This window comes from Micromonospora sp. RTBAU3-60 (assembly GCF_054963695.1).
The window spans coordinates 1-26,125 of the sequence record NZ_JBUEGB010000082.1; the positions used below are offsets into that span (position 1 = coordinate 1).

The 26,125-nt window shown below is 71.5% G+C and carries 28 protein-coding genes; 18 read left to right on the top strand and 10 right to left on the bottom strand.

The features are described from left to right. From ACY34I_RS35790 to ACY34I_RS35805, 4 genes are all read right to left on the bottom strand, one after another. Window positions 1–921, bottom strand: a 921-nt coding sequence (locus ACY34I_RS35790) for an RNA-guided endonuclease InsQ/TnpB family protein (RefSeq protein ID WP_462759582.1), incomplete at its 3' end; no start/stop codon positions are given. Between the two features lie 167 nt (window positions 922–1,088). After that, a complete protein-coding gene (locus tag ACY34I_RS35795; protein WP_462759583.1) occupies window positions 1,089–2,693 on the bottom strand; it encodes a flavin monoamine oxidase family protein in 1,605 nt (534 codons plus the stop codon). Between the two features lie 121 nt (window positions 2,694–2,814). Continuing rightward, a complete protein-coding gene (locus ACY34I_RS35800) occupies window positions 2,815–3,792 on the bottom strand; it encodes an SIS domain-containing protein (RefSeq protein WP_462759584.1) in 978 nt (325 codons plus the stop codon). A gap of 13 nt (window positions 3,793–3,805) precedes the next feature. Beyond that, window positions 3,806–4,873: a hypothetical protein gene (locus ACY34I_RS35805; protein ID WP_462759585.1), complete on the bottom strand. Its 1,068-nt coding sequence runs from the start codon at window positions 4,871–4,873 to the stop codon at window positions 3,806–3,808. Between the two features lie 133 nt (window positions 4,874–5,006). On the opposite strand from ACY34I_RS35805, the gene ACY34I_RS35810 reads away from it, so the two are divergent. The 4 genes from ACY34I_RS35810 to ACY34I_RS35825 are packed head-to-tail and all read left to right on the top strand — an operon-like array spanning window position 5,007 to window position 8,827. Then, complete coding sequence (locus tag ACY34I_RS35810; protein ID WP_462759586.1) at window positions 5,007–6,125, top strand: polyamine ABC transporter substrate-binding protein; 1,119 nt, start codon at window positions 5,007–5,009, stop codon at window positions 6,123–6,125. Further along, window positions 6,122–7,009 (top strand): ABC transporter permease, encoded by an 888-nt coding sequence (locus ACY34I_RS35815; RefSeq protein ID WP_462759587.1) that lies wholly within the window; start codon window positions 6,122–6,124, stop codon window positions 7,007–7,009. Before ACY34I_RS35810 ends, ACY34I_RS35815 begins: the two co-directional genes overlap by 4 nt. Next, window positions 7,002–7,772: an ABC transporter permease gene (locus ACY34I_RS35820; RefSeq protein WP_148800445.1), complete on the top strand. Its 771-nt coding sequence runs from the start codon at window positions 7,002–7,004 to the stop codon at window positions 7,770–7,772. The genes ACY34I_RS35815 and ACY34I_RS35820 overlap by 8 nt, the downstream gene beginning before the upstream one ends. Next, window positions 7,769–8,827 carry an ABC transporter ATP-binding protein gene (locus ACY34I_RS35825; protein ID WP_462759588.1) on the top strand — a complete coding sequence of 353 codons (1,059 nt, stop codon included), beginning with the start codon at window positions 7,769–7,771 and terminating at the stop codon, window positions 8,825–8,827. Before ACY34I_RS35820 ends, ACY34I_RS35825 begins: the two co-directional genes overlap by 4 nt. 30 nt (window positions 8,828–8,857) lie before the next feature. On the opposite strand, the gene ACY34I_RS35830 is transcribed toward ACY34I_RS35825, so the two are convergent. Next, entirely contained in the window at window positions 8,858–9,508 is a 651-nt protein-coding gene (locus tag ACY34I_RS35830; protein WP_148800443.1) for a TetR/AcrR family transcriptional regulator, read from the bottom strand. 117 nt (window positions 9,509–9,625) lie between these two features. Here ACY34I_RS35830 and ACY34I_RS35835 point away from each other — a divergent pair, with 117 nt between their 5' ends. The 4 genes from ACY34I_RS35835 (at window position 9,626) to ACY34I_RS35850 (ending at window position 15,270) form a co-directional block, all read left to right on the top strand. After that, window positions 9,626–10,912, top strand: a complete 1,287-nt coding sequence (locus ACY34I_RS35835) for a glycosyltransferase (RefSeq protein WP_462759589.1) — start codon at window positions 9,626–9,628, stop codon at window positions 10,910–10,912. Then, on the top strand, window positions 10,909–12,351 hold the full coding sequence (locus ACY34I_RS35840; protein WP_462759590.1) for an NAD(P)/FAD-dependent oxidoreductase: 1,443 nt from the start codon (window positions 10,909–10,911) through the stop codon (window positions 12,349–12,351). Before ACY34I_RS35835 ends, ACY34I_RS35840 begins: the two co-directional genes overlap by 4 nt. Window positions 12,352–12,360: 9 nt before the next feature. Beyond that, on the top strand, window positions 12,361–13,767 hold the full coding sequence (locus tag ACY34I_RS35845) for an aminobutyraldehyde dehydrogenase (RefSeq protein WP_462759591.1): 1,407 nt from the start codon (window positions 12,361–12,363) through the stop codon (window positions 13,765–13,767). A gap of 288 nt (window positions 13,768–14,055) precedes the next feature. Further along, entirely contained in the window at window positions 14,056–15,270 is a 1,215-nt protein-coding gene (locus ACY34I_RS35850; protein WP_462759592.1) for a Cmx/CmrA family chloramphenicol efflux MFS transporter, read from the top strand. A gap of 11 nt (window positions 15,271–15,281) precedes the next feature. On the opposite strand, the gene ACY34I_RS35855 is transcribed toward ACY34I_RS35850, so the two are convergent. Continuing rightward, on the bottom strand, window positions 15,282–15,677 hold the full coding sequence (locus ACY34I_RS35855) for a hypothetical protein (RefSeq protein WP_462759593.1): 396 nt from the start codon (window positions 15,675–15,677) through the stop codon (window positions 15,282–15,284). A gap of 131 nt (window positions 15,678–15,808) precedes the next feature. Between ACY34I_RS35855 and ACY34I_RS35860 the strand changes: the two genes are divergently transcribed. The 5 genes from ACY34I_RS35860 to ACY34I_RS35880 all read left to right on the top strand — a co-directional run bounded on the left by ACY34I_RS35860 (window position 15,809) and on the right by ACY34I_RS35880 (window position 19,702). Beyond that, a complete protein-coding gene (locus tag ACY34I_RS35860) occupies window positions 15,809–16,084 on the top strand; it encodes a hypothetical protein (protein ID WP_462759594.1) in 276 nt (91 codons plus the stop codon). 98 nt (window positions 16,085–16,182) lie between these two features. Then, window positions 16,183–16,785, top strand: coding sequence for an MBL fold metallo-hydrolase (locus ACY34I_RS35865; RefSeq protein ID WP_462759595.1), 603 nt, complete (start codon window positions 16,183–16,185; stop codon window positions 16,783–16,785). Between the two features lie 153 nt (window positions 16,786–16,938). Further along, window positions 16,939–18,390, top strand: coding sequence for an alpha/beta hydrolase (locus tag ACY34I_RS35870; protein WP_462759596.1), 1,452 nt, complete (start codon window positions 16,939–16,941; stop codon window positions 18,388–18,390). A gap of 114 nt (window positions 18,391–18,504) precedes the next feature. Further along, complete coding sequence (locus ACY34I_RS35875; protein ID WP_462759597.1) at window positions 18,505–18,714, top strand: hypothetical protein; 210 nt, start codon at window positions 18,505–18,507, stop codon at window positions 18,712–18,714. A gap of 175 nt (window positions 18,715–18,889) precedes the next feature. Next, window positions 18,890–19,702: a rod shape-determining protein gene (locus ACY34I_RS35880; protein ID WP_462759598.1), complete on the top strand. Its 813-nt coding sequence runs from the start codon at window positions 18,890–18,892 to the stop codon at window positions 19,700–19,702. A gap of 37 nt (window positions 19,703–19,739) precedes the next feature. Here ACY34I_RS35880 and ACY34I_RS35885 read toward each other — a convergent pair whose 3' ends face one another. Beyond that, window positions 19,740–21,296, bottom strand: coding sequence for a PucR family transcriptional regulator (locus ACY34I_RS35885; protein WP_462759599.1), 1,557 nt, complete (start codon window positions 21,294–21,296; stop codon window positions 19,740–19,742). A 132-nt stretch (window positions 21,297–21,428) separates the two neighbouring features. Here ACY34I_RS35885 and ACY34I_RS35890 point away from each other — a divergent pair, with 132 nt between their 5' ends. Then, window positions 21,429–22,691, top strand: a complete 1,263-nt coding sequence (locus tag ACY34I_RS35890; protein WP_462759600.1) for an NAD(P)/FAD-dependent oxidoreductase — start codon at window positions 21,429–21,431, stop codon at window positions 22,689–22,691. A gap of 197 nt (window positions 22,692–22,888) precedes the next feature. Next, window positions 22,889–23,224: a TraR/DksA family transcriptional regulator gene (locus ACY34I_RS35895; protein WP_462759601.1), complete on the top strand. Its 336-nt coding sequence runs from the start codon at window positions 22,889–22,891 to the stop codon at window positions 23,222–23,224. A 23-nt stretch (window positions 23,225–23,247) separates the two neighbouring features. Here ACY34I_RS35895 and ACY34I_RS35900 read toward each other — a convergent pair whose 3' ends face one another. From ACY34I_RS35900 to ACY34I_RS35910, 3 genes are all read right to left on the bottom strand, one after another. Then, window positions 23,248–23,661 (bottom strand): CBS domain-containing protein, encoded by a 414-nt coding sequence (locus ACY34I_RS35900; RefSeq protein ID WP_462759602.1) that lies wholly within the window; start codon window positions 23,659–23,661, stop codon window positions 23,248–23,250. 75 nt (window positions 23,662–23,736) lie between these two features. Next, the gene (locus ACY34I_RS35905) at window positions 23,737–23,940 is read right to left on the bottom strand and encodes a rhodanese-like domain-containing protein (protein WP_462759603.1); all 204 of its coding nucleotides are present in this window, start codon (window positions 23,938–23,940) and stop codon (window positions 23,737–23,739) included. Then, complete coding sequence (locus ACY34I_RS35910) at window positions 23,940–24,266, bottom strand: DF family (seleno)protein (RefSeq protein WP_462759604.1); 327 nt, start codon at window positions 24,264–24,266, stop codon at window positions 23,940–23,942. Before ACY34I_RS35910 ends, ACY34I_RS35905 begins: the two co-directional genes overlap by 1 nt. Window positions 24,267–24,493: 227 nt before the next feature. On the opposite strand from ACY34I_RS35910, the gene ACY34I_RS35915 reads away from it, so the two are divergent. The 3 genes from ACY34I_RS35915 to ACY34I_RS35925 form a co-directional block, all read left to right on the top strand. Beyond that, on the top strand, window positions 24,494–24,838 hold the full coding sequence (locus ACY34I_RS35915; RefSeq protein ID WP_462759605.1) for a TfoX/Sxy family protein: 345 nt from the start codon (window positions 24,494–24,496) through the stop codon (window positions 24,836–24,838). Window positions 24,839–24,965: 127 nt separating this feature from the next. Further along, entirely contained in the window at window positions 24,966–25,238 is a 273-nt protein-coding gene (locus ACY34I_RS35920) for a hypothetical protein (protein ID WP_462759606.1), read from the top strand. A 120-nt stretch (window positions 25,239–25,358) separates the two neighbouring features. Beyond that, a partial coding sequence (locus ACY34I_RS35925; protein WP_462759607.1) for a hypothetical protein occupies window positions 25,359–26,125 on the top strand: 767 nt, incomplete at its 3' end.

The following is a 26,125-nucleotide window of genomic DNA, read 5'->3' on the forward strand; positions in this document are numbered from 1 at the left end:
CCGCAGCTCGGACCAGGCCGCGTCGGAGATGACGCGGGCCAAGCGGCGGTTGCGGAGCATGTTGCGCACGCTGAGGTCTTCGATCGCGACCGTTTGGGTCTCACGGACGAGTCGAGTGGTCAGCTTGTGCAGATGGTCCCGCCGCCGGTCAGCGATACGGGCATGAATCCGGGCCACCTTCAGCCGGGCCTTCGCCCGGTTCGCGGAGTCCTTCTGTTTGCGGGCCAGGTTCCGCTGCGCCTTGGCCAGCTTCCGCCGGTCGGCCTGCCCGTACCGCGGGTTGGCCACCTTCCCCTGCTCGTCACTCACCCCGGGCATCGGGTGGGACAGGGTGAGCAGACTGGTGATACCCGCGTCCACACCCACCTCCGCCGCAGCGGGCGGCAGCGGCTTCACGGTCGGGTCCTCCACCAGCAGGGGCACGAACCAGCGGCCGGCAGCATCCCGAGACACCGTGACCGTCGACGGCTCCGCTCCCTCGGGCAGGGGCCGCGACCACACGATGTCCAGCGGCGCGGCCATCTTGGCCAACGTCAGCCGGCCGTCACGCCAGCGGAACGCGGAGCGGGTGTACTCCGCCGACGCCCTGGATTTGCGTTTGGACTTGAAGCGCGGATACCGGGACCGCTTGTCCCAGAACGCCACGAACCCGGCCTGCAGATGCCGCAACGTCTGCTGCAACGGCACCGAACTGACCTCGTTCAGGAACGCCAGCTCATCGGTGCGTTTCCACTCCGTCAGCCACCCCGACGACTGCACATAGGTGGTGCGCTGACGGTCGACCGCCCACGCCCGGGTCCGGGCCTCCAACGCCCGGTTGTAGACCACACGCACACACCCAAACGTCCGGTTCAACAGCTCAGCCTGCTCAGGAGTCGGATAGAAGCGGTACTTGTACGCCCGCTTCACCACCCCACCCACACCTCACAATTTACCGTCCATGTACGACACTCATCCCAAGGGAAGGGGGCGGCGTTTCCTCCCGGCCCTGAACGGCCGGGTTTCCACGCCGCAATTCCGATGAGTGGGCTGCCTCATGCCCTCGGGTGGCACCCCCGTTGAGGCAGCACCATCGCGCGTCCCGCCGGCTACGGGGCGGTGGCCTCCTTGGCGGCGCGCTCGCCGGATTCGACGGCCCCGTTGAGGTAGCCGAAGTACTCGGTCGAGGTGTGCTCGCCGGCGAAGTGGATGTTGCCTTCGCGGGCGGCTTCGATGCCGAAGAAGCGGGTGTACTGGCCTGGCCTGGGGCACGAGTAGGCGCCCTTCGACCAGGGGTTGAGCGGCCAGGCATCCCTGTAGGCCTTGCCGTTGTAGGCGGCGGTGACGCCGGGGTAGATGGTTTCCAGCTGGGTCAGGAAGGACGTGACCTGGGCGGCCGGTGCGGTGCCGAACGGCGCGCCGGTCCACGCCGTCGTCTGGCTGCCGCCAGGGAATTCACACATCACGCCGGTGGTGGTCGGCTGGTTGACCGTGTCGTCCCAGGCGCACTGGAATCCGGTCACGTTGGTGTAGGTGGCGCCGCCGTAGCCCTGCGCCACCCAGGGTCGCCGGGTGAATTGGACGTGAACCTTGGCGTTGCTGCCCAGGTCGAACTCGTTGATGGAGCGCATCTTCACGGTAGAGAACCCGGCTCTGGACAGGTCGCACTCGCGCAGCGTGGTGAAGGGCAGGGCGAGGATGACCTTGTCGGAGGTCACGTCGGTGTACGTGTTCCCGGCCTGGAAGGTGCAGGTCACCGAGCCGTTGGCGTTCGTCTTGACCGCCACCAGTTTGCGGTCCAGCGTCACGGTGCCGGTCGGCAGCTGGGCGACCATGGCGGTCAGCAGCTGGTCGTTGCCGCCGATGATGGTGTACTTCTCGTCGCCCCCGGTGAGCGGGCTGAGCGAGTTCTGCGAGTTCCAGGCGAGTAGGTAGATGAGGTTGAGAGCCGACTGCTGGTCTGGGTCCATCCCGTACTCGGCGACGACGTTGCTCTGCATCAGCTTGGCGAAGCGGCTGGACAGACCGCCGGGGATGTTGGCGTCGAGCCATTGGTTGACGGTCTGGTTGTCCAGCGCCAGGCCCGCCGCGGTGTGGTTGTTGTAGGTCTGCGGCCACGGCGCGGCCTGCTGAGCCGACCTGAACGCTTGGTAGACCTGGCCCCAGTCGGCGTTCGCCGCGCTGTACGGGTAGTCCGCCCCGTTGATCCAGTACTTGTCCCCGCCGGGTGGCTGGTTGCCGCCGGCCACGTCGCGGAGGCTGAGTCCGAGGCTGTTGGCGAGGTTGCGGATCGTGTTGTGTTCGGTGTTGATGAACGCGCCGCCGTGCTCGACGACGACGCCGTCGTCGAAGAAGTTCCGCAGGCTGTAGCAGCGGCCGCCGATCCGGGAGCTGCCCTCGTAGACGGCGGCCCGGATGCCCTTGACCTTGTAGAGCCAGTGGGCGGCGCGGATGCCGGCCAGGCCCGCGCCCACGATGGTGATCGACGGTGGCGGGGTGGGCGCGGCGGCCGCGGCGGGACGGGGCAGGCCGGCGGCCGAGGCGACGGCGGCGGCCCCGACGGCGGCGGCGCCGAGCAGCGTGCGGCGGGACAGCCCGGCGGCGCGCATCTCGATGACTTCGTCGACCGGGATACCGGTCCGTTCGGATTCGGCGTGGGCGGCGAGGGTGGCACGCAGGCGGCTGGTGAGTGGTGTTCGACCTCTTGATCTCATGACTGACCTCCGGTCGCGAACGCCTGAGCTGGCGTGCCCGCAATTTAAAGCCGGATTCAGTTAGACAGTCAAGAACTTCACTGGCCAGTGATGCAGCGTCCCATCGAGGCTGATCTCGATTTCAGGACCCGGCCCACCACCGGGCGGCCACGAGCTCGGCGATCAGCGTCTCGGTGAGCAGGCGTACGCCGGGCTCGTCGTCGCCGCGGTAGCGGATCGCCGCGGCGGCGCCGGCCGCCTCGGCGCCGACGGCGAGCACCGTCGCCTCCCGCTGCCGCAGCCAGTCCAGTGCGGGGGCGTCGTAGCGGGAGCCGGGAAAGAGCAGGGCGCGGTAGTCGAGCGTCTTGGTGAGGTAGACGTCGACGTGGGACCAGTCACCGGTCTCGCACCCGTCGGCGGGACGGCGTGGACCCTCGCGGACCATCAACGCCGACTGCATGGCCGAGGAGAGCCGCTCGACCGGCGCGAGCGTGTAGATGCCGTGCGGGCCGTCGAGGAGTGCGGCGGCCGTCGGCAGCCATTCGTTCCGGCGGGTGAGCAGATCCTCGGTGGCGTCGGCCGCGCGCCGGGCGAGATCCACGACGTCCCGCCGGGCCAGACCCGCGACGTCCTTTTGCGCGGTCAGGCGCGCCACCAGGTCCAGCAGCAGCACCAGGGTGTGCTGGAAGGTCCGGCAGGCCACCCCGCCGGCCTCGACGCCGGCGTGCATCGGGACGACGAGGTCGGCGAGGTTCGCCAGCGGCGAGTCCGGCACGTTGGTCAGGGCGACGAGTGGGCCCGCCCCCTGGTAGCGGCCGGCGGCGTCGAGGGTCTCATGGCTGGTTCCGGTGGCGGAGATGGCGACCACCAGGGTCCGCGGCCCGGGCGGACAGCCGGTGGCGGCCGAGGCGTACTCGGCGACCGCGTCGACGCCCGCGGCGCGCAGCCGCAGCGCGGCCATCTCCGCCGCGTAGCGGGAACTGCCCATCCCGAGCAGGAGCACCCGCTCGACCGGGTCGGGCAGCCCGTGCCAGGCGTCGCCGTCGGCGAGCGTCGCGGCCAGGCGGCGCAGTGACTCCGGTTTGGCTTCCAGGTCGGCCAGGAACAGGCGCGGGTTCATGATCTCCTCGGTTCTATTCGTACCAGCCACGCAGGACGCCCATCGGGGCGTACCGCCAGCGGGGCAGGAAGCGGGCGGCGTAGCACAGCTCGCGGCATTCCTGCTCGACCTCGAACGGCCGGAGCAGCCGTTCGTCGAACAGGTGCGCCATGCCGTGCTCGCGCAGCGTGCGGAGGTAGGCCGCAAGCAGTTCGTCGGCGCCGCGCTGGCACCAGTCGGTCACGGCGGACCGGTGCCGGCCCTCGGTCCGCCGGTTGGCGATCTGCCCGACGTGCAGCAGGCTGGTCCGCAGCTGCGCAACGTCCCGCGCGGTCGGCTCGGTGAGGGTGGCACCGTCGGGGGCGGCGAGGGTCGGGTTGCCGTCGAAGTCGGTCACCGCGAGCCCGTCACGCCACCGCAGCACCTGTCCCACGTGCAGGTCGCCGTGCGGTGGGATGACGTACGCCCGGTCGACCTCGTCGGACCGCCAGATGTCGGCGGCGAGTCGGGGCAGCCGGTCGGTCAGCCACTGGGCATCCTCGTGGTCGGCGGCGGCGACGAGCTGGCGCGCCTGGTCGAGGACGGCCAGGCCGTCGGCCGTCCAGTCCCGGTGGCTGACCGCCACGGGTGCCGGGATGGTGTCGGACGGGGTGGCCAGGGCGCAGTGCAGCTCGGCGGCCAGCACCCCGAGCTCGCCGGCCAGGTCGGCCGGCGGCCCGCCGGCGAGCTGGTCGAGCAGGGCGTCGACGCACCAGTCCCAGCCGTCGGCGGCGTCCGGCAGGAAGCCGGTCACGACTGCCGCCAGTCCCCCGTCCGGCTCGTCCCGGTAGACGGCCGCGTACGGCGTGGGGGTCCGGGTGAAGCCCGTCGCCGCCAGGTGCGCCAGCAGGTCGGGAGCGCGGTCGGGCGAACCATCCGGGCGCATCCACTTGACCACCACGCGCTCGCCCACCACGACGGAGGTGTTGGTCTGGTCGGCGGTGATCGGCCGTTCCCCGAGGGGGCCGCGGGCGAGTGGGACGAAGCGGCGCACCCGCATTCCGGGGACTGCGCCACCGGTGGCGAGGGTCTCGACGAGCGCGGCCGAGGCACCGGGCCGCACTCGGGTGTCTGTTGAATCCAAATTCAGGTTCCGACGTAAAAACTCAGCTACGAAAGGCGGGCTGAGTCTTGCGTACGTTGACGCGCATTGCAACACTCCGGTTCACTGTCTCGACTCCCGACAGGAGTGGCGAGTGTTGCTGCTGTTCAGAAGTCCCCGGCGTGCCGCCGTCCCGGCCGCCCTCGCCGCGGGCCTCGTGCTCGCCCTGGCGGCGTGCGGTGGTGGCGCCGACAACGCCGGCGCCGCGAGCCCGGACGCCCTCGACCCGAACGCCGACCTGAGTAAGCAGAAGCTCACGGTCTCCAACTGGGACGGCTACATGCCGGAGGATCTTCCCGAGAAGTTCAAGGCGGCGAAGGGTCCGGCGGTCACGGTCACCAAGCACGCCACCAACGAAGAGATCATGGCGAAGCTGACCGCCGGCGCGGACAGCGGCATTGACGTGGCGTTCGTCTCCGGGCAGTTCGCCCAGGCGCTGGCCGAGCAGGGCCTGCTCGAGCCGATCCACACCGATCTCGTGCCCAACGTCAAAAACCTCTACCCGGAGGCGGGGCAGCTGGCGTACGACAAGGGCAACAAGTTCTCCGTGCCGTACACCTGGGGCACGACCGGGCTGTGCTACCGCACGGACCTGACCGGTTACACCCCCGACAGCTGGGAGGACCTGCTCTCGCCGAAGCCGCAGTTGGCCAAGAAGGTGACCATGATGGCCACTGAGCGGTGGCTCATGCTCCCGGCGCAGAAGACGCTCGGCTTCTCGGCGAACACCACCGATGCGGACCAGTTGGAGCAGGTGAAGCAGCGGCTGCTCACGGCGAAGAAGTCGCTGCTGGCCTACGACGACACGACCTTCGGCGACCGGCTCAAGTCCGGCGAGGCCGCCCTGGTGGAGGCGTGGGACGGCTGGTGCCCCACCGACGACCCGAAGATCAAGTTCGTGGTGCCGAAGGAGGGCAGCGACCTCTGGGTGGACACCATGGTGATCCTGAAGACGTCGAAGAACAAGGAGGCGTCGCACGCCTTCATCAACTACATCCTCGACCCCGAAAACCACTCCTGGGCCGCCGAGAACATCCTCTACAAGGTGCCGAACGCCGCCGCCATGGCCAAGGTCGACGCCAAGCTGCTGGGCACCCACCCGCAGCTGAAGATGGCCCCGGCCGAACTGCTCAAGGGCGAGGTCCCGGTCGACCTGGGCGACGCCGCGCCGGCGTACACCCGGATCGCGACCGAGGTGTCGGCCAGCAAGTGAGCTCTACTCTCGCCCCCCAACGCGCCGCCCGTCGGGAGCGGCTCGCCGGGCGACTGGCCACCCTCGGGCCCGGGCTGGGCTACCTGGTGGTCTTCATGCTCGTGCCGCTGGCGCTCGTGCTCAGCTACACACTGTTCCACCGGGGCCGCTTCGGCGGCATCGTGTACGAGGCGTCGGCGGACAACTTCACCCGAGTCGCCGACGGGCTCTACCTCAGCGTCGTCTGGACCTCGGTGAAGCTGGCCGGGCTCACCACGCTGCTGGCGTTGCTGCTCGGCTACCCGACCGCCTACCTCATCGCCCGGCTCCCCCGCCGCTGGCGCACGGTGGCGCTCGTCCTCGTGGTCCTACCGTTCTGGACCAACTTCCTCATCCGCACCTACGCGTGGATCATCCTGCTCAACAGCGAGGGCGTGATCAACCGGACGCTGACCGGGATCGGCGTGATCGACCGTCCGCTGGAACTGCTCTACACCCCCGGCGCCGTCGTCGGCGGCCTGCTCTACGCCTACCTGCCGCTGATGGTCCTGCCGCTGTACTCGGCGATCGAACGGCTCGACCCCCAACTGCGCGAGGCATCGGCGAACCTGGGCGCCCGGCCGGCCCGCACGTTCTGGTCGGTGACCCTGCCGCTGACCCTGCCCGGCGTGCTGACCGGCTGCGTCTTCGTGTTCGTGCCCAGCCTCGGCAACTTCGTCATCCCCGAACTGCTCGGCGGCGGCCGGACGGTGATGGTCGGCAACCTCATCCGCGACCAGTTCCTCAAGGCGCGGGACTGGCCGTTCGGCTCGACCCTCGCGCTCATCGTGATCGCGCTGCTCGTGCTGCTGCTCATGGCGCAGGCGTGGGCGGCGCGACGACTGTCGGGGGGCAACCGTGCGTAGGTTCAGCTGGCTCTACGTCCCGGCGGGCCTGACGTACCTCTTCCTCTACCTGCCGATCGTGGTCCTCGTGGTCATGTCGTTCAACGCCGCCGACACCCCGTACCGGTGGGACGGGTTCGACACCGCCTGGTACGGGCGGCTGTTCGCCGACCGGGCGATCCGCGAAGGGCTGATCAACACGCTGGTCGTCGCGGCCGGCGCCACCGCGCTGTCCACGGTGCTCGGCACCCTGCTCGCCGTCGGCCTCGCCCGGCACACGCGGTCGAAGCTGCTCGACGCGATCGCCGTGGCGCCGGCGGTGCTGCCCGACATCGTGCTGGCCATCGGGCTGCTCGCCTTCTACACCGCCGTTCAGTTCACGCTCGGCCTGCACTCGATCCTGCTGGCGCACACGGTGTTCGGCACCGCCTTCGTCGCGGCCGTGGTCCGCACCCGGCTGGCCCACGTCGACGGGTCGCTGGAGGAGGCCTCCCGCGACCTGGGCGCCACGGCGGCGCACACCTTCGTCCGGATCACGCTGCCGTCGCTCGCCCCGGGCATCATCGCCGGTGCGCTGCTGGCCTTCTCGCTGTCCATCGACGAGTTCGTCATCGCCTTCTTCACCGCCGGCCCGCAGGATCCGACGCTGCCCATCGTGATCTATTCGATGGTGCGCTTCGGCGTCACCCCCGAGATCAACGCCCTGGCCACGCTGCTGCTGGCGGTCAGCTTCACGTTCGTCATCGCGGCCCAGCGCCTGTCCCGACTAACGGAGTCTCTGTGAGCGACCATCACGCCGGCGAACCCCTGGTCAGCATCAAGTCCGTCAGCCGGCGCTTCGGCGACGTCCAGGCCCTGGAACAGGTCAGTCTGGAGATCCGCCAGGGCGAGTTCTTCGCCCTGTTGGGCCCGAGCGGCTGCGGCAAGACCACCCTGCTGCGGATCCTCGCCGGCTTCGAGCATCCCGACAGCGGGTCGGTGACCCTCGACGGCAACGACCTGCTCGCCGTGCCCCCGCACCGGCGGCCGGTCAACCTGATGTTCCAGTCCTACGCGCTGTTCCCGCACATGAGCGTGGAGAAGAACATCGCGTACGGGCTGGAGCGGGACCGGGTGCCGAAGCGGGAGATCCGCGAGCGGGTGGACGCCGTACTCGCCACCGTCGGCCTCACCGGCCTGGCCCGCCGCCGGCCCCACCAGCTCTCCGGCGGCCAGCGGCAGCGCGTCGCGCTGGCCCGGGCGATCGTGAAGCGGCCCCGGCTGCTGCTGCTCGACGAGCCCCTGTCCGCGCTGGACAAGAAGGTACGCGCCGAGATGCAGCTGGAGCTCAAGCGGTTGCAGCACGAGGTCGGCATCACCTTCGTGGTCGTCACCCACGACCAGGAGGAGGCGATGTCGCTGGCCGACCGGATCGCCGTGATGAGCGAGGGCCGGGTGCGTCAGGTCGACGCGCCGGTGCCCCTGTACGAGCGGCCCGCCGACCTGTTCGTGGCGGACTTCATCGGGGCCAACAACCTGATCACCGGGGTCGTCACCACCGAGGGTCTGCGGGTGCCGGACGTGGGCGTGCTGCCCTGCCCCGCCGCCCCGGACGCGGTCGGGGCCACCGCGACGCTGGCGGTGCGTCCCGAGCGGGTGCGGCTGGGCGCCGACGGTGTCCTGGTCGGGGTGGTACGCGACGTGACCTTCTTCGGCGGCACCACGCGGGTGGCGGTGGACGTGACCGGGCTGGACCGGCCGTTGCTGGCCACGGTCGCCGGCGCGGCCGCGGTGGGGGTCGGCGACAAGACCCGGGTGGACTGGTCTGGCAGCGACGCCGTGCTGCTCGACCGGACCTGACCGGCAGGCGCTATCCCGTCCCCGGCCGCGCTACGCGGTGGCCCTGCGGGCGCGCGGGGGCTTGGCCGGCTCCTCGGGTACGTCCAGCGGGTTGCCGGTGACCAGCCGGGCGTACGACAGGATCAGCTCGACCGCCTCGGCGGCGTGCAGGGTCGGGTGCCGGGCCACGATCCGGTAGCCGTAGGCGTCCTCGAGCGCCACCAGGTTGCGGGCGACGGTCAGTGACGGCGCGGCGAGGGTGAACACGCCCTGCGCCGCGCCGAGTTCGAGGATCGTCTGGTACATGGAGACCTGCCGGTCGTAGAGCGTGGTCAGCAGGGCGGCGTAGACCCGGTTACGGCCGGCCGCCCCGCCGAGTTCGCAGAGCAGGCGCACGTCGGCGTCCTCGGCGTCGGTGGGCAGTCCGGAGCGGATGGTCACCACCAGTTTCCGTACCGGGTCGGCGATGTCGGCGATCCGCTTCACCCGCAGCTCGTAGAAGCGCTCCATGCCGGCGTGGTGCGCCTCCAGCAGCAGGTCCCGCAGGTCCGGGTAGTGGTAGAGGACCGCGCCGGAGGTGAGCCCCGCCTGCTCGGCGACCTGGTTGAGCAGCACCGTGTCGGTCCCGTGCTGGAGCATGGCCCGGCGCGCGGCCTCGATGAGGTCCTGGCGGCGCTGGGCGCGGGACTTGCGGGTCTTCATGGGCACCGATCCGAGGTACGACGTCAACACTCTCCCCAACACCATAGTCCCTGCGTATTGACGGCCGACCGAGGACCTTGTTGAATTTCGATTCAACAGTCACCCCCGGGAGAGTCGATGTCTCAGCTGACGGTCCTGTTCATGCCCGAGAGCGCGTACGGCCCCACCAACAACTGCATCGGCATCGGCGACGTGCTGCGCCGACGCGGGCATCGGGTGGTGTTCGCGGCCGAGGCGTCGTGGCGGGGCAAGCTGACCGCGCGCGGCTTCGAGGAGGACCTCGTCGACCTCGCCCCGCCGCCCGAGAACGCCGAGGAACAGGACGCCGGCCAGTTCTGGAAGGACTTCATCCGCGACACCGCGCCCGAGTTCCGCAAGCCGACGATCCAGCAGCTCGACACCTGGGTCAAGCCGGTCTGGGTCGAGCTCATCAACGGCGCGAAGTACTGTCAGCCCCGGCTGCTGGACATCATCGACCGGGTACGGCCGGACATCATCGTCGAGGACAACGTCGTCGCCTTCCCCGCGCTCAACACCGCCGGGGTGCCCTTCGTCCGGATCGTCTCCTGCAACCCGCTGGAGATGAAGGGCCCGGACATCGCCCCGGTCTTCTCCGGATACCCGGCCGCGGACCGGTCGGGCTGGGCGGCGTTCCGAGCCGAGTACGACCGCGTCCACCGTCCCGTGTGGGAGGAGTTCGACGCCTGGGTACGCGAGCAGGGCGCGCCAGGCCTGCCCGACCTCGAGTTCATCCACGACGGCGACCTCAACCTCTACGTCTACCCGGGCATCGCCGACTACACCGACGCGCGGCCGCTCGGCCCGACCTGGCAGCGGCTCGAGTCGTCGGTCCGCGAGACCGACGAGGAGTTCACCCTGCCGGCGGAACTCGCCGACCGGGACGGGGCGCTGATCTACTTCAGCCTCGGTTCGCTCGGCTCCGCCGACGTCGAGCTGATGCGACGGGTCATCGACTCGCTGGCCAAGACGCCGCACCGCTACATCGTGTCCAAGGGCCCGCTGCACGCCGAGATCGACCTCGCCGAGAACATGTGGGGTGCGGAGTTCGTGCCGCAGACGAAGATCATTCCCATGGCCGACCTGGTCATCACCCACGGCGGCAACAACACCACCACCGAGTCGCTCCACTTCGGCAAGCCGATGATCGTGCTGCCGCTGTTCTGGGACCAGTACGACAACGCCCAGCGGGTCGACGAGCTCGGCTTCGGGGTGCGCCTGGACCCCTACCGGTTCACCGACGAGCAGCTGCACGATGCCATCGAGCGCCTGCTGGGCGACGAGGACCTGCGCAGCCGGCTCGCGGCGCACGGCACGGCGATCCGGGCCGCCGACGGCCTGCGCCAGGCCGCCGACGCGATCGAACGGCTGGGCGCACGTCGTTGACGAACTGGTACGCACCACCGGCCCGCGCCGCCACCGCGGCGCGGGCAAGGGCCCGGCAGGCGATCGCCGACGCGGCACCGGCCAGCTTCTGGACCGATCGTCCGGACCGGCCGGCACCGCGGGCGCGGCTGACCGGCGCCCGCACCGCCGACCTGGTGGTGATCGGCGGCGGCTTCACCGGTCTGTGGGCCGCCATCCTGGCCAAACAGGACAACCCCGCCGCCGACGTGATGCTGGTGGAGGCCGAGCGGATCGCCTTCGGCGCCTCCGGACGCAACGGCGGGTTCGTCGCCGACTCGCTCACCCACGGGCTGTCCCACGGCCGATCACGGTGGCCCACCGAGATGGAGTCGCTGGTCCGTCTCGGCCGGGAGAACCTCGCCGCGATCGCCGAGACCGTGCGGGGGTTCGGCATCGACGCGGGGCTGCGGCTGTGCGGCAAGACCACCGTCGCGGTCGCCCCGCACCAGGTGGCCGAGCTCGCCGCCCTGGCCGAGCTGCACCGGGCGTACGGCGACGACGTGACGCTGCTCAACGCCGACCAGGTACGCGCCGACGTGGCCTCCCCCACCTACCTGGCCGGCGTACGGCTGCGCGGCGCCGGCGGCCTGGTCGACCCGGCCCGGCTGGCCTGGGGGTTGGCGGGCCTCGCCGAGTCACTCGGGGTGACCATCCACGAGGACACCAGGGTCACCGGCTTCGACCGGTCCCGCAGCGGGGTAATGGTGCGGACGACCGGCGGATCCGTCCCCTGTCGCCAGGTGGTCATCGGGACCAACGCCTACCCCCCGCCACTGCGGCGACTGCGGCACTGGATCCTGCCGGTCTACGACTACGTCCTCGTCACCGAACCGCTCAGCGACGCGCAGCGGAGCCAGCTGCGGTGGCCCGAGGCGCAGGGCGTCACCGACGCCGGTAACCAGTTCCACTACTACCGCCTCACCGACGACAACCGGATCCTGTTCGGCGGCTACGACGCCATCTACCGCTTCGGCAACCGGGTGGACCCGGCCCTCGACCAGCGCGACGCCACCCACCTGCTGCTCGCCGAGCACTTCGCGCAGACCTTCCCCCAGCTCGACGGGATCCGATTCACCCACCGCTGGGGCGGGGTGATCGACTCCACCACCCGGTTCACCCCAATCTTCGGCACCACCCGCGACCGGCGGATCGCCTACGCGGTCGGCTACACCGGACTCGGCGTGGCCGCGTCCCGCTTCGGCGCGCAGGTGGCGCTGGATCTGCTGGCCGGGCGAGAGACCGACCGGACCCGACTCCAGATGGTCCGGCGCCGGCCGGTGCCGTTCCCGCCGGAGCCGCTGCGATACCCGGTGGTGGAGGTGACCCGCCGGGCGCTCGCCGCGGCGGACGCGCACGACGGGCGCCGGGGGCCGTGGCTGCGGCTCCTGGACCGCTTCGGTGTCGGTTTCAACAGCTGAGGAGCGACCGTGGCCGTACTCACCAACCCCGCGACCGGCGCCGTCATCGGCGAAGTCGCCGACACGGACACCGCAGACGTCGCGAAGCGGGTGGCCACCGCGCGGACCGCGTTCGAGCAGTGGCGCGAGGCCACCCCGGCGGAACGCTCGCGGGTCCTGCTGCGCCTGGCCGACCTCGTCGAACGGGACGCGGACGACCTGGCCCGCCTGGAGGTCGAGGAGACCGGGAAACCGGCGTCGGTCATGCGCGACGGCGAACTTCCGTTCGGCGTGGACAACCTGCGGTTCTTCGCCGGCGCGGCCCGCTCGCTGGACGGGACGGGCGCGGGCACCCTGTCCGCCGGCTACACGTCCCTGCTGGTGCGCCGGCCCGTCGGCGTGGTCGGCTCGATCGCGCCCTGGAACTTCCCGCTCATCATGGCGATCTGGAAGATCGGCCCGGCCATCGCGGCCGGTAACGCGGTGGTGATCAAGCCCGCGCCGCAGACGCCCCGCACCACCCTGGCGCTGGCGCGGCTGATCGAGGAAGCGGGCGCGCCGGCGGGTCTGGTCCAGGTCGTCACGGGTGGCGCCGACGTGGGAACCGCCCTGGTCACCGATCCGGGCGTGGACATGGTCAGCGTCACCGGGTCGACCCGGACCGGCCGGGAGGTGATGCGCGGCGCGGTGCCCGGGCTCAAGCGGGTGCACCTCGAACTCGGCGGGAAGGCGCCGGCAGTCGTCTTCGACGACGCTGACCTGCCCGAGATGGCGATCGGCGTGGCGATGGGCGCGACGTACAACACCGGCCAGGACTGCACCGCCGCCACCCGGGTCTACGTCCAGCGGTCCGCCTACCAGGACGCGGTCGGCGCGCTCGAGGCGACGCTGGCGAAGGTACGCACCGGCGACCCCTGGTCGGCCGAGACCGACATCGGTCCCCTCATCTCGGCCGACCACCGCCGCCGGGTGGCGGACTTCGTGGCCCGCGCGGCAACCGACGGCGCCACCATCGCGCTCGGCGGCTCGCCCGCGGACGGGCCCGGGTTCTTCTTTCCCCCCACCCTGGTCGTCGGCGCCGACCAGCGCAGCGAGATCGTGCATGGCGAGGTCTTCGGGCCAGTCGTCGTGGTGCTTCCCTTCGACGACGAGGACGACGCGGTCCGGCTGGCCAACGACAGCCAGTACGGCCTCGCCTCCTCGGTCTGGACCCGCGACGTCGCGCGGGCCCTGCGGGTCAGCCACCGCCTCGACGTCGGCGTCACCTGGATCAACGACCACCTGCCGATCGCCTCCGAGGCACCGCACGGCGGGGTGAAGGGGTCCGGCTTCGGCAAGGACATGAGCCAGGAGGCCGTCGCGGAGTACTCGGTCACCCGACACCTGATGATCAAGCACGCGGCACCCGCCGCCCACGACTCCTTCCGGCCCGCCTGACCGCCGAGCGGCCCCGGCGGAGGCGACGCGAGCGCCTGCCTGACACGTCGCCTCCTGCCGCGGGAGAAACCAGGTGCCCGAGGGTCGGGTGGGTTGAGTATCGTATGGGCCATGTCGAGCCCAGAGGCATCCAGGGTGGGGGCTTTCGGTCACCCGTCAGCCCCCTGAACCACTGAAGTCGCAGTCCTGCCCTCCCGCATCAATGGCGGGATGACAGGATCTGCCCTGGGCCGCTGACCGCGGTGACGAGACGTCTCATCCGATTTCTCATCACCTCGGAGTCACCCGATGCCTCTCCCGCTCTACCTGCTTGCCGTGGCCATCTTCGCCATGGGCACCTCAGAGTTCATGCCCGCCGGCCTGCTGCCGGACATCGCCGCGGATCTCGACGTTCCCGTGGCAACCGCGGGTCTGCTCACCTCGGCCTTCGCGATCGGCATGATCGTCGGCGCCCCGTTGATGGCGGCGCTCGCCCGCAACTGGCCGGGACGCTCGACCCTGCTCGGATTCATCTCGCTGTTCCTGGCGGCGCATGTCCTCGGCGCCGTCACCGGAAGCTTCGCCGTGCTGTTGGTGACCCGGGTCGTCGCGGCGCTCGCCAACGCGGGATTCCTGGCGGTCGCACTCACGGCAGCCGCGGGGCTGATCCCACCGGACCGGAAGGGCCGCGCCCTGGCTGTGCTGCTGTCCGGCACGACCGTCGCCACCATCGCCGGGGTTCCCGGTGGCGCCCTGTTGGGTACCTTGCTGGGCTGGCGCGCCACCTTCTGGACGGTGGCCCTGCTGTGCCTGCCCGCAGCCCTCGGCGTGCTGCGCGGCATCCCCGCACAGCCGGGACGGCCGGACGAGCCGACCGGACCGGCCCTTCGGGGTGAGCTCGCTCAGCTGCGACGTCCGCGACTGCTCCTCGTCATGCTGCTGGGCGCGCTGGTGAATGCGGCAACGTTCGGCAGCTTCACCTTCCTCGCCCCCGTCGTCACCGACGTTGCCGGACTGGGATCCCTCTGGGTTCCTGTCGTGCTGGTGCTGTTCGGACTCGGCTCCTTCGTCGGCGTGACCACCGCCGGACGGTTGTCGGACCATCGCCCAGGTCTCGTCGTTGCCATCGGCGGCCCCCTTCTGCTGCTCGGCTGGGTCGCCCTGGCCGTCTCCGCCACCCAACCAGGCGCCCTGCTCGTCCTTGCCTTCGTCCAGGGGGCGCTCTCGTTCGCGCTCGGGAGCACGCTCATCGCCCGCGTGCTGTACGAGGCCGCAGGAGCCCCGACCATGGCCGGCTCGTACGCCACCGCAGCGCTCAACGTCGGTGCCGCGGCAGGGCCACTCATCGCCGCGGCCACACTGAACACCGGTGCCGCCGAACGTAGTCCACTCTGGGCGAGCAGCGTCCTGGTCGCGGCGGCACTTATCCTCGCCCTGCCCTTCAGGCAGGTGATCGCGAGTCGCCGGCCGACGAGACACCCCACTGACAGCGCGAGCCAGGCCACCTGCTCCGGCGGTAGGTAAAGAAATCGGCCTCAGCCGGGGCGGTCCGCTGGCCCGCCCCGGCCACCGCCGGCGTCCTGATCATCCTCGACGTAGTGCGAGGAACGGATGACACCGCCGTCTTCCAGCACGACCGCCCGGTAGCCGTCGGCGACGAGCGCGGTGAAGATGTCGTCCGCCAGCTTCGGTTCCCGCGACGGGTACTCCAGCTTCAGGTCGACCACGTACGGGTGGCTGGCGAACGACTCGACGTCGGCGGGGTCGAACTGGACCCCGACGTGTCCGCCAGCGAGCGTGCCCACCACCGACCGGCTCTCGCCGGGCACCTCCCGAACGGTCGCGCCGGCCACCCCGGCGACCAGGTCCACGAGTTGCGCGAACGACCGCCTCCCCTCGACGCCACCCACCAGCAGCCCGTAATCGGTCATCGTCCTCCGCTCCTCCGCGCGGTCAGGGGACCGTGACCATCATCAGGCGCAGTGCAACCGCCGGTGGACCGCGGCTGTCGGCGGCCCGGTCCGGGGCAGCCGAAGCGCAAGTGCCGTGGGAACCTGTCGCGATGGCGCGCACACGGCTGCTGACGGTCGTCGGGATCCTGCTGTTACTGACCTCGTGTCTGCTTCCCTGCCTCACGTTGTTGGCCGGGACAACCCTGCCCGACCAGGACCCGACGCCGGAGGCCATCCAGCAGGAGATCACGGAGGAACTCGCCTTCGAGCAGCGGTTCGAGAGCGTGTCCTGGATCGCGGCCGCCCTGGCCATCCTGAGTCTCGCCACTCTCGTCTACGCCTGGCGGCATCGCCGGCGGGCCCTGCCCCAGAACCATCCGTCGTGACCGGGCGGACGCCTGAGCGGTGACCAAACTCGGCCGGCGCGAAAGACATGGCCGCCGGCGGTCAGCCGGCGACAGGCAGGACCAGCTACGGTCGCCGAATGCGAATCACCAAGTACACCCATTCCTGCGTACGCGTGGAGCACGACGGCGGGGTGCTGGTGATCGACCCGGGCACCTGGAGCGAGCCGCGCGCGCTCGTGGGCGCGGACGCCGTGCTGGTCACGCACGAGCACACCGACCACGTCGACGTACTCCGGCTGGCCGGCCTCGGCGTGCCCGTGTACGCGCCGGAGGGCGCGCGACTGCCCGACCTGGCGCCGCTGCCGGTGACCCCGGTCCGCGTCGGACAGCGGTTCACCGCCGCCGGCTTCCCGGTGACGGCGGTCGGCGGCCGGCACGCGCCCGTGCACGACGGCCAGCCCGGCTGCGCCAACCTCGGTTACCTGGTGGGCGACGGCCTCTACCACCCGGGCGACTCGCTGCACGTGCCGGACGAGCCAGTGCGGACCCTGCTGATCCCGGGGCAGGCGTCCTGGATGCGGCTGGGCGAGGCGATCGACTTCGCCCGGGCGATCCGGCCGCGTCACGCGTACACGATTCACGACGCCCAGATCAACGAGCGCGGCCTGGCCAGTGTCACCGGCTGGCTCGCCGAGACCGTTCCCGGTTATCGCCACCTCACCGCGGGCGAGACCGCCTGACCTGCCGGCGCGGTCGAGGACTGGCCGTCGTCACCCGTAGGACAGAGTGGACGCCAGGTAGGGGAACGTTTCCGGGTGTTCCCGGATGTTGACGGTCCGGCACCAAACGACCATCGAATGGCTTGTTTTCCCACCAGTCAGGGAGCACCTTCGATGACACGTTCCCCCACCCGCCGCGTCCGCTGGGGCGCCTTTCTCGCCGCTGGTGTCCTGTCCGCCATGGTCGGTGCCGCCGGAGTGGCCTGGCCGGCCACGGCCGCCGGCCCAACGCCGGCCATCGCCTGGGCTCCATGTGTGCAGGACGCCGCCGCCCAGTGCGGCACGCTGTCCGTACCGGTCGACTGGGCCGGCCCGGCGGGGCCGAGGTTCGATCTGGCCGTGGCACGTCGCGCGGCCACCGACCCGCAGGCCCGCATCGGCACGCTGGTGTTCGGTCCGGGCGGGCCGGGCGACTCCGGTGTGTCGCGGGTGGTGACCGGCATCGGCCGGTTCAGCGACGAACTGCGTCGCCGGTTCGACATCGTCAGCTTCGACCCGCGCGGGGTGGGCGGCAGCAACCCGGTGATCTGTTCGCCGGAGCTGCTCGCCGGCCGGCCGTCGCCCGTGCTGACCAGCCAGGCCGCGTTCGACGCACTGCTCGCCTACAACCGGCGGCTGCGAGACGACTGCCGGGCACGGACCGGGCCGGTCTTCGACCACGCCGACACGCTCAGCACGGTGCGGGATCTGGACGCGATCCGGGCCGCCCTGGGCGAGGACCGGCTGACGTTCCACGGCAGCTCCTACGGCACCCTGCTGGGCGAGCAGTACGCGGAGGTGTTCCCGCAGCGGGTGCGGGCGCTGGTGTTGGAGAGCGGCGTCGACCACAGCCTCGGTACCCGGGGCTTCGTGACCACCCAGGCGGCCGCCGTGCAGGACTCGTTCGACGAGTTCGTGGCCTGGTGCGACCGCGCGACCGCCTGTGCCCTGCACGGCCGGGACGTGCGGGCGGTCTGGGCCGATCTGATGGCGCGCGCGGAGCGCGGCGAGCTGCGTAACGCCGCCGACCCGGCCGTCCCGGTGACCCCGTTCGACCTCGTGGTGACCGCGCACCGCGGGTTCGCCGGGCCGGCCTGGGCGGACCTGGCAGGCCGGCTCGCGGTGATGAGCGCCGGCGGTCCGGCGGCGGTCGCGGCGTTCCCGCCGCTGGTCACCGCAGCCTTCTGCGCCGACTGGAGCCTCCCGGTGCGCGACTACCGGCAGTACGCCGACCTGCTGCGCCGGGCCGCCCGGGTGGCACCCGACATGCGGTATCCGGCGTCCCTGTGGGGGGCCGCCGCGTGCCTGGGCTGGCCACAGCCGGTCGCGCATCCCCAGCATCGGCTGGCGGTACGGGGCACGCCCCCGCTCCTGATGATCAACAGCCGGCACGATCCGGCCAGTGGCTACAACTGGGCGTTGAACGTGCAGCGGCAACTCGGCGACCGTGCGGTGCTGGTGACGTACGAGGGCTGGGGCCACGGTGCGTACACCCGTAACGCCTGCACCACCGGGGTGGTCGACGACTACCTGATCTCTGCGCGGGCGCCTGCCCCCGGCACGACCTGCCCGGCCGTCGAGCCCTGATCCGAGGACGCTCGAAGCCAGGATGACGCCGAGCACGTGCTCGCCCGGCCACGACGACGTTCGGTACGGATCATGGCGGGCGGGCACGGCCGCGCGGTGGGCTATGGTGTCTCGATGCGGGTCCAGGAGGGGCGACACGTGGTCGAGCAGCGCAACCGGCTGCCGATCCTCGTCGTGGCTACTGTGCTCGCCGCCCTGGTGTCCGCCACCGACCGCGTCACCGGAATGTGCATCGTCTTCCGGCTGGCGAAGCGGTCGATCCCAGGATGTGTGCCGGCGTGGTCGGCCGATCGGGCGCCACCTCGTGCCCTCGGCATCGCCTGACCTCCTCCCGACACCCTGCCGGTCCCGGACCGGCACCATTCCTGGAAGACACCATGCCCGAGCGCCACCCTGCCTGCCGGCCGGCCGATCGCCCGATCCGCCGGCGTTGGATGACCAGATCGATGATGCGACGCGTCGCCGTACGCCCGGCGCCGTGCCCGACAGGAGTGGTGACATGCTGACCCCGGGCGCGTACGCCCGTCGCGGGCTGCGGCACATGCTCGCCATCGACCTGGGCACGTCGACCGTACGGATCTGGTCGCCCGCCCTCGGGCGGGTGATCGAGGAGCCGACGGTGGTGGCCTGGGGGCCGCCCGGTTCGCGGCGGGCCGTGGGCCGCGCCGCCCTCGACCGTGCCGCCGATGGCGACGCTCCCCTGGTGTGGCCGCTGCGTGACGGCGTCATGGACAACTACCCGGCCTGTGTACATCTGCTGCGCGTCCTGGTCACCGTCAACGACCTGGTCTGCCGCCCCGGCACGCCGGTGCTGGTGGGGGTGCCGGCCACCGCGACGCTGCGGCAGCAGAACCTGGTGCGGGCCGCCGTCCGGCGGGCGACCGGCGGCCGGGTCACCGTGGTGGAGGAACCGCTGGCCGCGGCGCTCGCCTGCCGGATCGACCTCGCCCGGGCCGAGGACGTGGTCGTCGTCGACATCGGCCACGGCCGTACGGAGGTGGTCCGGGTCGCCTGCGGCGCGGTGACCGACGCGGAACGGGTCGACGTCGCCAACGCGGTGGATCAGGTGCCCGCCATAGCCGCGGCGGTCCGCCGGTTCACCCCGCGGTCGCAGCCGGCTGGTCCCCGACGGCTGCTGATCACCGGCGGCGGGGCGATCTCCGGCGTGGCCGCCCGCCTCGCCGCGCTCACCAACCGGTCCGTCACCATGCCGGCGAACGTCCGGCTGGCCACCATCCAGGGGCTCACCCTGCTCCTGACCGCCGGGCACGAGCAACCCACGGACGGCCGGCCCGGCCCGCTCGGGCAGTGACCCCGCATCCTGGCCACCCGGCGACGACACCCGGTGGTCAGGGCGCAGGGCGCAGCGCCGCGAGCTGGATCTGCAGCGCCAGACGGGTGCGCGGCGACTCGAGGTCGAGGTGGACGACCTCGGCGAGGCGGCGCAGGCGATGCCGGAGCGTGTTGGGGTGTACGTGCAGCTGCTGGGCGGCCTTCCTGGGGTCGCCCTGCTGCTCGAGCCAGGCGGCGAGCGTGGCGACGTAGTCGGTGCCGTGTTTCCGGTCGTGGGCGACGAGGTCGGGCAGCGGCCCGCCGATCAGCAGGTCCCCCTCCGGCACGGTGCTGACCACGCGGTGCACGACCACCTCGGCCCAGACGTCCTCGAACCGCAGCACGGAGCCGCGCCGGCGGGCCGAGCCGTGCAGGGCGAGCACCTCCGCCGCCTCGGCGCGTGATCGCGGCAGGTCGCTCAGGTCGCTGGCGATGCCACCGGACGCGGCGCGCAGCCCCGGGTCGTGTGCGGCGATGTCGCGGATGAGCCGGTCCAGCCACCGCCACGAGCCGGGTGTCTCGCCCTGGTCGACCACGACGGCGAACAGGACGTCGCCGACGTCCGCGAGCAGCGGCTGGCGCCAGCCGTGGCGGCGGCTGATCGACTCCCACAGGGCCAGGTTGTGCACCATCTCCCCGGTCCCGCCGTGCGCCCCGAGCGCGACGACCCGCCACGGCCCCTTGGGGAGGCCCAGCTCCTCGGGGCCGGTGCGGGCGGGGGCCCGCAGGGCGGCCCGGAGCCGGTCGGCCGACACCCGGCGGGCGACGTCGGCCTGCACCCGGAGGCGGAGCAGGTGCAGCGCCAGCGCGGACGCCGCGCCCTGGAGATCGCGCAACCGCTCATCCGGCAGTGGCCCCTCCACGACCGCCCAGATCGAGCCCAGCAGCTCACCCCCGGCGCGGATCGGGATCACGAGCCGGGGCAGCGTCCCGTCCGGGCCCTGCGGCACGAAGATCAGCTGGCTGCCCGTGGCAAGCTTGCGGAACACGCCGCGGGTCCGGAAGTGCGCGATCACATCGCCCGGGACGCGTCGTCCGACGATCGTCGACACGCGCGCCGGGTCGGTGCGGTCCTGCCGCGAGGAGTAGGCGATCACCCGGTACTGGGCGTCCTCGATCGTCACCGGCGCGTCGACGATGGCGGCGGCCGCGTCGGCAAGAGCGAACAGTTCGTCGTACACCCCGGTCTCGCCGGTCTCCGGGGAGCCGGGCGCGGCGGCCCGGTCGATCACCCCGCGGAGCAGCCAGACCAGCTGGGCCCACGACCCGTGGCTCTGCAGCTCGACCAGGGTCACCTCGCGCTCGGCGGCGTACGTCGTCACGTCGGGGTGCGCGGCCAGCGGCGGCTTGAGCACGAGCCCGGCGGCCGCGGCGGCCGCGCAGCGCTCGATCACGGCGCGCGCCTGGTCCGGGGTCGCGACGCCCGCCCCGAGCACGAGGTCCCCGCTCTGCCCGGTCGGCGCCTCGTCGAGCTCGGCGAGGGTCACGTCGCGCACCTCCGCCTCTCCGGCGGGCACAACGATCTTGAGCAGCGCCGCGCCGACGGCGTCCACGGTGCCAGCCACGGTGATCATGACCAGATTGTGCCTCGGCGTTGTTCGGTTCGACCAATCGCACAGACCAGCATTGGCCTGGCGAAACAATGACGTCTCGGCACGGCACAGCCAGGATTGGGCCCGATCCCGTAGTCGTGAAGGAGACAAACGATGCCCGCCATCGAGCCCCAGCCCGCCCCTCAGCGCGTCGCCGTCATCGGCGCGGGGATGGTCGGGCTGGCCACCGCCTGGTTCCTGCAGGAACAGGGGGTCCAGGTCACCGTGCTCGACCGTACGGGGGTGGCGGCCGGCGCGTCCTGGGGCAACGCGGGCTGGCTCACCCCCGGCATCACCACTCCCCTGCCCGAGCCGGCGGTCCTCCGCTACGGGCTGCGCGCCGTCCTGAGCCCGTCGTCGCCGGTCTACGTGCCGCCGCGCGCGGACGCCCGGCTGCTGCGGTTCCTGGCCGGCTTCACGCGGCACAGCACCGCCGCCAAGTGGCGGACCGCCATGCACGCCTACATTCCGATGAACCGGCGCGCGTTCGAGGCGTTCGACGCCCTCGCGGCCGGCGGGGTCGAGGCGATGACGCACGAGGCGAAGTCGTTCATCGCGGCGTACCGGACCGAGGCCGAGCGGTCGGTCCTGCTCGACGAGCTGGCGCACATCCACGCCGCGGGGCAGGAGATCGAGTTCGACGTCCTGACCGGGGCCGAGGCGCGCGAGGTGGAGCCGTCCCTGTCCGACACGGTCGGCGCCGCCATCCGCCTGCACGGCCAGCGGTTCATCAACCCCGGGGAGTACGTGCACGCCCTCGCCGACTCCGTGCGCGCCCGGGGGGCGTCGCTGGTGACCGGGGCGGCCGTCGTCGGCCTTCACGACGAGGGGTCGGGGGTCCGGGTGGTGACCGCCGCCGGCGCGGACGAGCGCTATGACGCGGTGGTCCTGGCAACCGGCACCTGGCTCGGTGAACTCGGCCGGCGCTTCGGGGTCAAGACCGTCGTGCAGGCCGGCCGCGGCTACAGCTTCAGCATCCCGATCGAGCACGTCCCGTCCGGTCCGGTCTACTTCCCGGCGCAGCGCGTCGCCTGCACGCCGCTGGGCGATCGGCTGCGCGTCGCGGGCATGATGGAGTTCCGCAGCGCCGAGGCCCCCCTGGACCGTCGCCGCATCCTCGCCATCGCCGAGGCGGCACGACCCCTGCTGCGCGGCGCCGACCTGGACGCCCGCACCGACGAATGGGTCGGGGCGCGACCGTGCACCCCGGACGGGCTGCCGCTGATCGGCCGGACGAGGTCACCGCGGGTCTTCGCCGCCGGCGGCCACGGCATGTGGGGCATCACCCTCGGCCCGCTCACCGGCAACCTGCTCGCGGAGCAGATCATCACCGGCCGTCAGCCCGCGGAGCTGAGCCCCTTCGACCCCCTGCGCTGACCCGTCACCTCGTCGCCTCGGCGGTCGTTCGCGGCCACCGAGGCGCGGTCACGCCGATCGCCGTGCCGCCGACCCGGCGGCAGCCCGGCCGCGCTGCCCGCCACGACGAGGGCAGACCTGCACACGTGACCGGCACCAGCGGGCGGAGCGCCACAGCGCTCCGCCCGCTGGCGTTTTGCTATCGGAAGGAACTGATCGTGTACGTGACGAGCAGGCAGGACGAGCTCGGTGTGCTGCGGATCGTCCTGGAGGAGCAGTACGAGCGGCACACCACCCAGCTCGCGCTGCTGGCCCGGCAGGCCCGCCAACTGCCTGGCGAGCAGACGGACCTAGCGGCCACGTCCGCGTTGACCGCCGCGTCCCGGCGGGCGCTGGGCGACATCGCCCGGGCCCTGCACTACCTGGAACAGGGCCGTTACGGGACCTGCGAGGAGTGCCGCGACGACATCCCGATCGAACTGCTGGCGCTTCGGCCGGCGGCCCGGTTCTGCACAGCCTGCCAACCCCAACCGGACCACCAGCGCCGCCCGTAGCAGACACATCGCTCGCCCGCGCATCATCGAGGAAGTGAGACCGCCGCTCCGGTCAGGTCCTCTCGGTGCACCGTACCCAGCAAACGGCCCTCCGGGTCGGTGACGATCACGTAGCTGAGGTGGTGGGCGCGCAGGTGGGACTCGACGGCGGCCAGGGCTACCTGGGGACGCACCGTCGAGGGGCCGGACTCCATCGCTTCGTGGACGGCGGTGCCGGGGGCGGCATCGAGGGCAGCGTGCCGGAGCCGGCCAAGCAAGGTACGGTCGCCGGCGACAACAAGGGCGAACCGGTACGGGGAGGCGTCGACGCGGGCACGAACGGTGGCAAGCGCCTCCTCGGGACGGGCGGTGGGAACGTCGTGGCGCAGGCAGCTACCCGCGGCAGGAGCGCTGGCCGCGGCACCCTCGGTGGGCAGGTTGTGCGCGAGCCAGTCCACCTTGCCGGCGGCGTAGTCGTAGACGTCGGTGAACCCGAGAGCTTCGAGCCGGCACGCGGCTCGCGGACTCAGGTCTCAAAGGCCGTCCCAGCAGTAGACGACGATCGGGCGGGTACGGTCGAGGCCAGCGGCCGTGCCGGGGCTGAGGGTCTTGAGCGGGATGTTCAGCGCGCCGGGCAGATGCTGGTCGGCGTACTCGGCTGCGGGCAACACCTCGACAAGCTGGGCGCCCGCGTCGAGCAACGCCCGCAGCCGCGGCAGGTCGATCCGGGCGGCCATCAGTCGGCCGCCACGGCGGACCCCCGGCCCTGCAGGGCGGCCAGGATCCACTCATCGGGCGGGGTGCCGCGGACGCCATCCGGGGCCGGGTAGAGCCGGCACTGCAGGCCGTAGTCCGTGCGTTGCCCGGCGGTCGGGTCGATGTCCACGCCGTCGATCCGCAGCGTCGGTGATCCGAGGAAAAGGTGCGCCTGGGAATCGACGTCAGTCTCCACGGCGCGCTCGTGGATCGGCTCGTCAACCCCAGCGGCGTCGAGCAGCGCCCGCAGGTGCGGCATGAAGACCTCGTGGCTCGGGCAGCCGACGAAGTACCACACCTCGATCACGCTCGTCCTCTCCTCGGCGGCTGGCCCCTCCGCGTCGAAGCCCTGCGGCACGGCCGCAATACAGGTCGGAGCCCGGCGGCCGCCGCTTCCGCATCTGCACCAGGTCACCGATTGCCGACAATCGGGGCCGCGAGGGTTCGCCGTGGTGCGGGTCCTGGGGACATGTCGACCTTAGCGGCACCGCGCCGATCGCGTACCGGATCGGTGACGCATGACAGGATCCGTTAATGCAGATGCCCAAGCCCACCGACGCTGACAAGGACTTCTTCCGGTCCGTGGTCGCCGACGTGCCGGGGGTCGAGGTCAAGCCGATGTTCGGCAATCTCGGCGCGTTCGTCAACGGCAACATGTTCGCCGGGCTGTTCGGCTCGTCGGTCGGCGTGAAGCTCGCCGCCGATGACCTGGCCGAACTGGCGACGATCGAGGGCGCGGGACCGTTCGGCCCGGCCGAGCGGCCGATGGGCGGATACCTGTCGCTCCCCCCATCATTCACCGCCGAGGAAGCGACCCGGTGGGTCACAAAGGCACACGCGTACGTCGCGACGCTGCCGCCGAAGAAAAAGAAGAAGTAGCAGCCGCAGTAACCTTCGTCGGACCCGGCTGCTCTCATCGCTGGCCATCGGCCGAGGTACGTCGTGGCGGTGTGGGCCGGACGGCTCGATCATCAGACCAATCCGGTTACGGAGGGTAGCCGCTCTCATGTCACCTGACTTCCTGGCGGTGGTTCTCCGTGCGTTCCGGGTGACGACCGGCCAGGAGTCCAATGCGCGGCTCCAGTCGCGATCCGGCGCGGGCGTCCGTGCCGTACGCACAAGTGACGGCCGTGCCGCATACCTCAAGGTCACCCCCGCCACGCTGGGCCCGCAGGCGATCGCGGCCGCCCGGCGGGAGCTGCGCTTCTACACCGAGATCGCGCCCGTCGCGCCGGTACGCGCGCCGAGGCTGACCAACTTGATTAGGAATCGTCGGTGATCCTAGGTTAATCGTGTGGACCGTGGCGCTTCGTCTTTAGGCTGGTTCGGGGGAGATTCCGGTGAGGTGGGCCGATCGTGATCGCGGGTTCTCCTGGATCGTTGTCGAGGCGATGAGTCGGTGAGCGGGAAGCTGCCGCTGGCTGAGGGTGAGACTTCCCGTACCGTTTGCGCCCGCGTTTTGCTGCGATCGGGGGTGGACGAGGAGAGCGGTGAGGTTCTGTCGCAGGCGGTGCTTGCGCAACGTGTTGGCTGGTGTGCCGATCTGGTGGCGGGGATGGTGTCCGGCCTGTTGGCGGAGCGGTGGCACGCGGGCGATGTGGAGGTGTTGGCCTCCGGACACGACGCGGGTGGCCGGAAGCTGCCGTCGAACGCGTGGATGGCGCTGCGGCGCTTGGGCTGGACGGTTACCGCGCCTGAGGGTGTGAGGGTCAATGACCGGGTCGTGCGGATGGCGCAGGAGCAGGCCGGGCGTGCTCTGCGTTCGGCGTGGTGGCGTGCTGACCTGACAGCCGGGGTGCTGGCGACATGGCCGGCCGATCCGAGTAAACGCACCCCGCAGGAGTGGGAGCAGGTACGCAAGGCGGTTCCGGGCGGGGAGCATCTGCCGTCCAGCATCATCAAGTCCCGCACTCGGCAGGTTGCCAGGTTCCTTGCCGCGCACGGCCGGCTGCCGGTGGACGTGTTCGAGCTTGAAGGCGTCCCGAGGGTGGCGCGGATGCTGCTGTTGGCCGCGTGTGACAGGCAGCAGGCCACCATCGAACGCAGCGACACCGACCCTGCGAGGGTGTTGCTGCGGTTGCAGTTGCCCACGCGCGCCGATCCGCGGGCGTATCGGGATTGGACGTGGGTGGCCTGTCCGATCATCCTGCCGCCCACGGTCCCCGC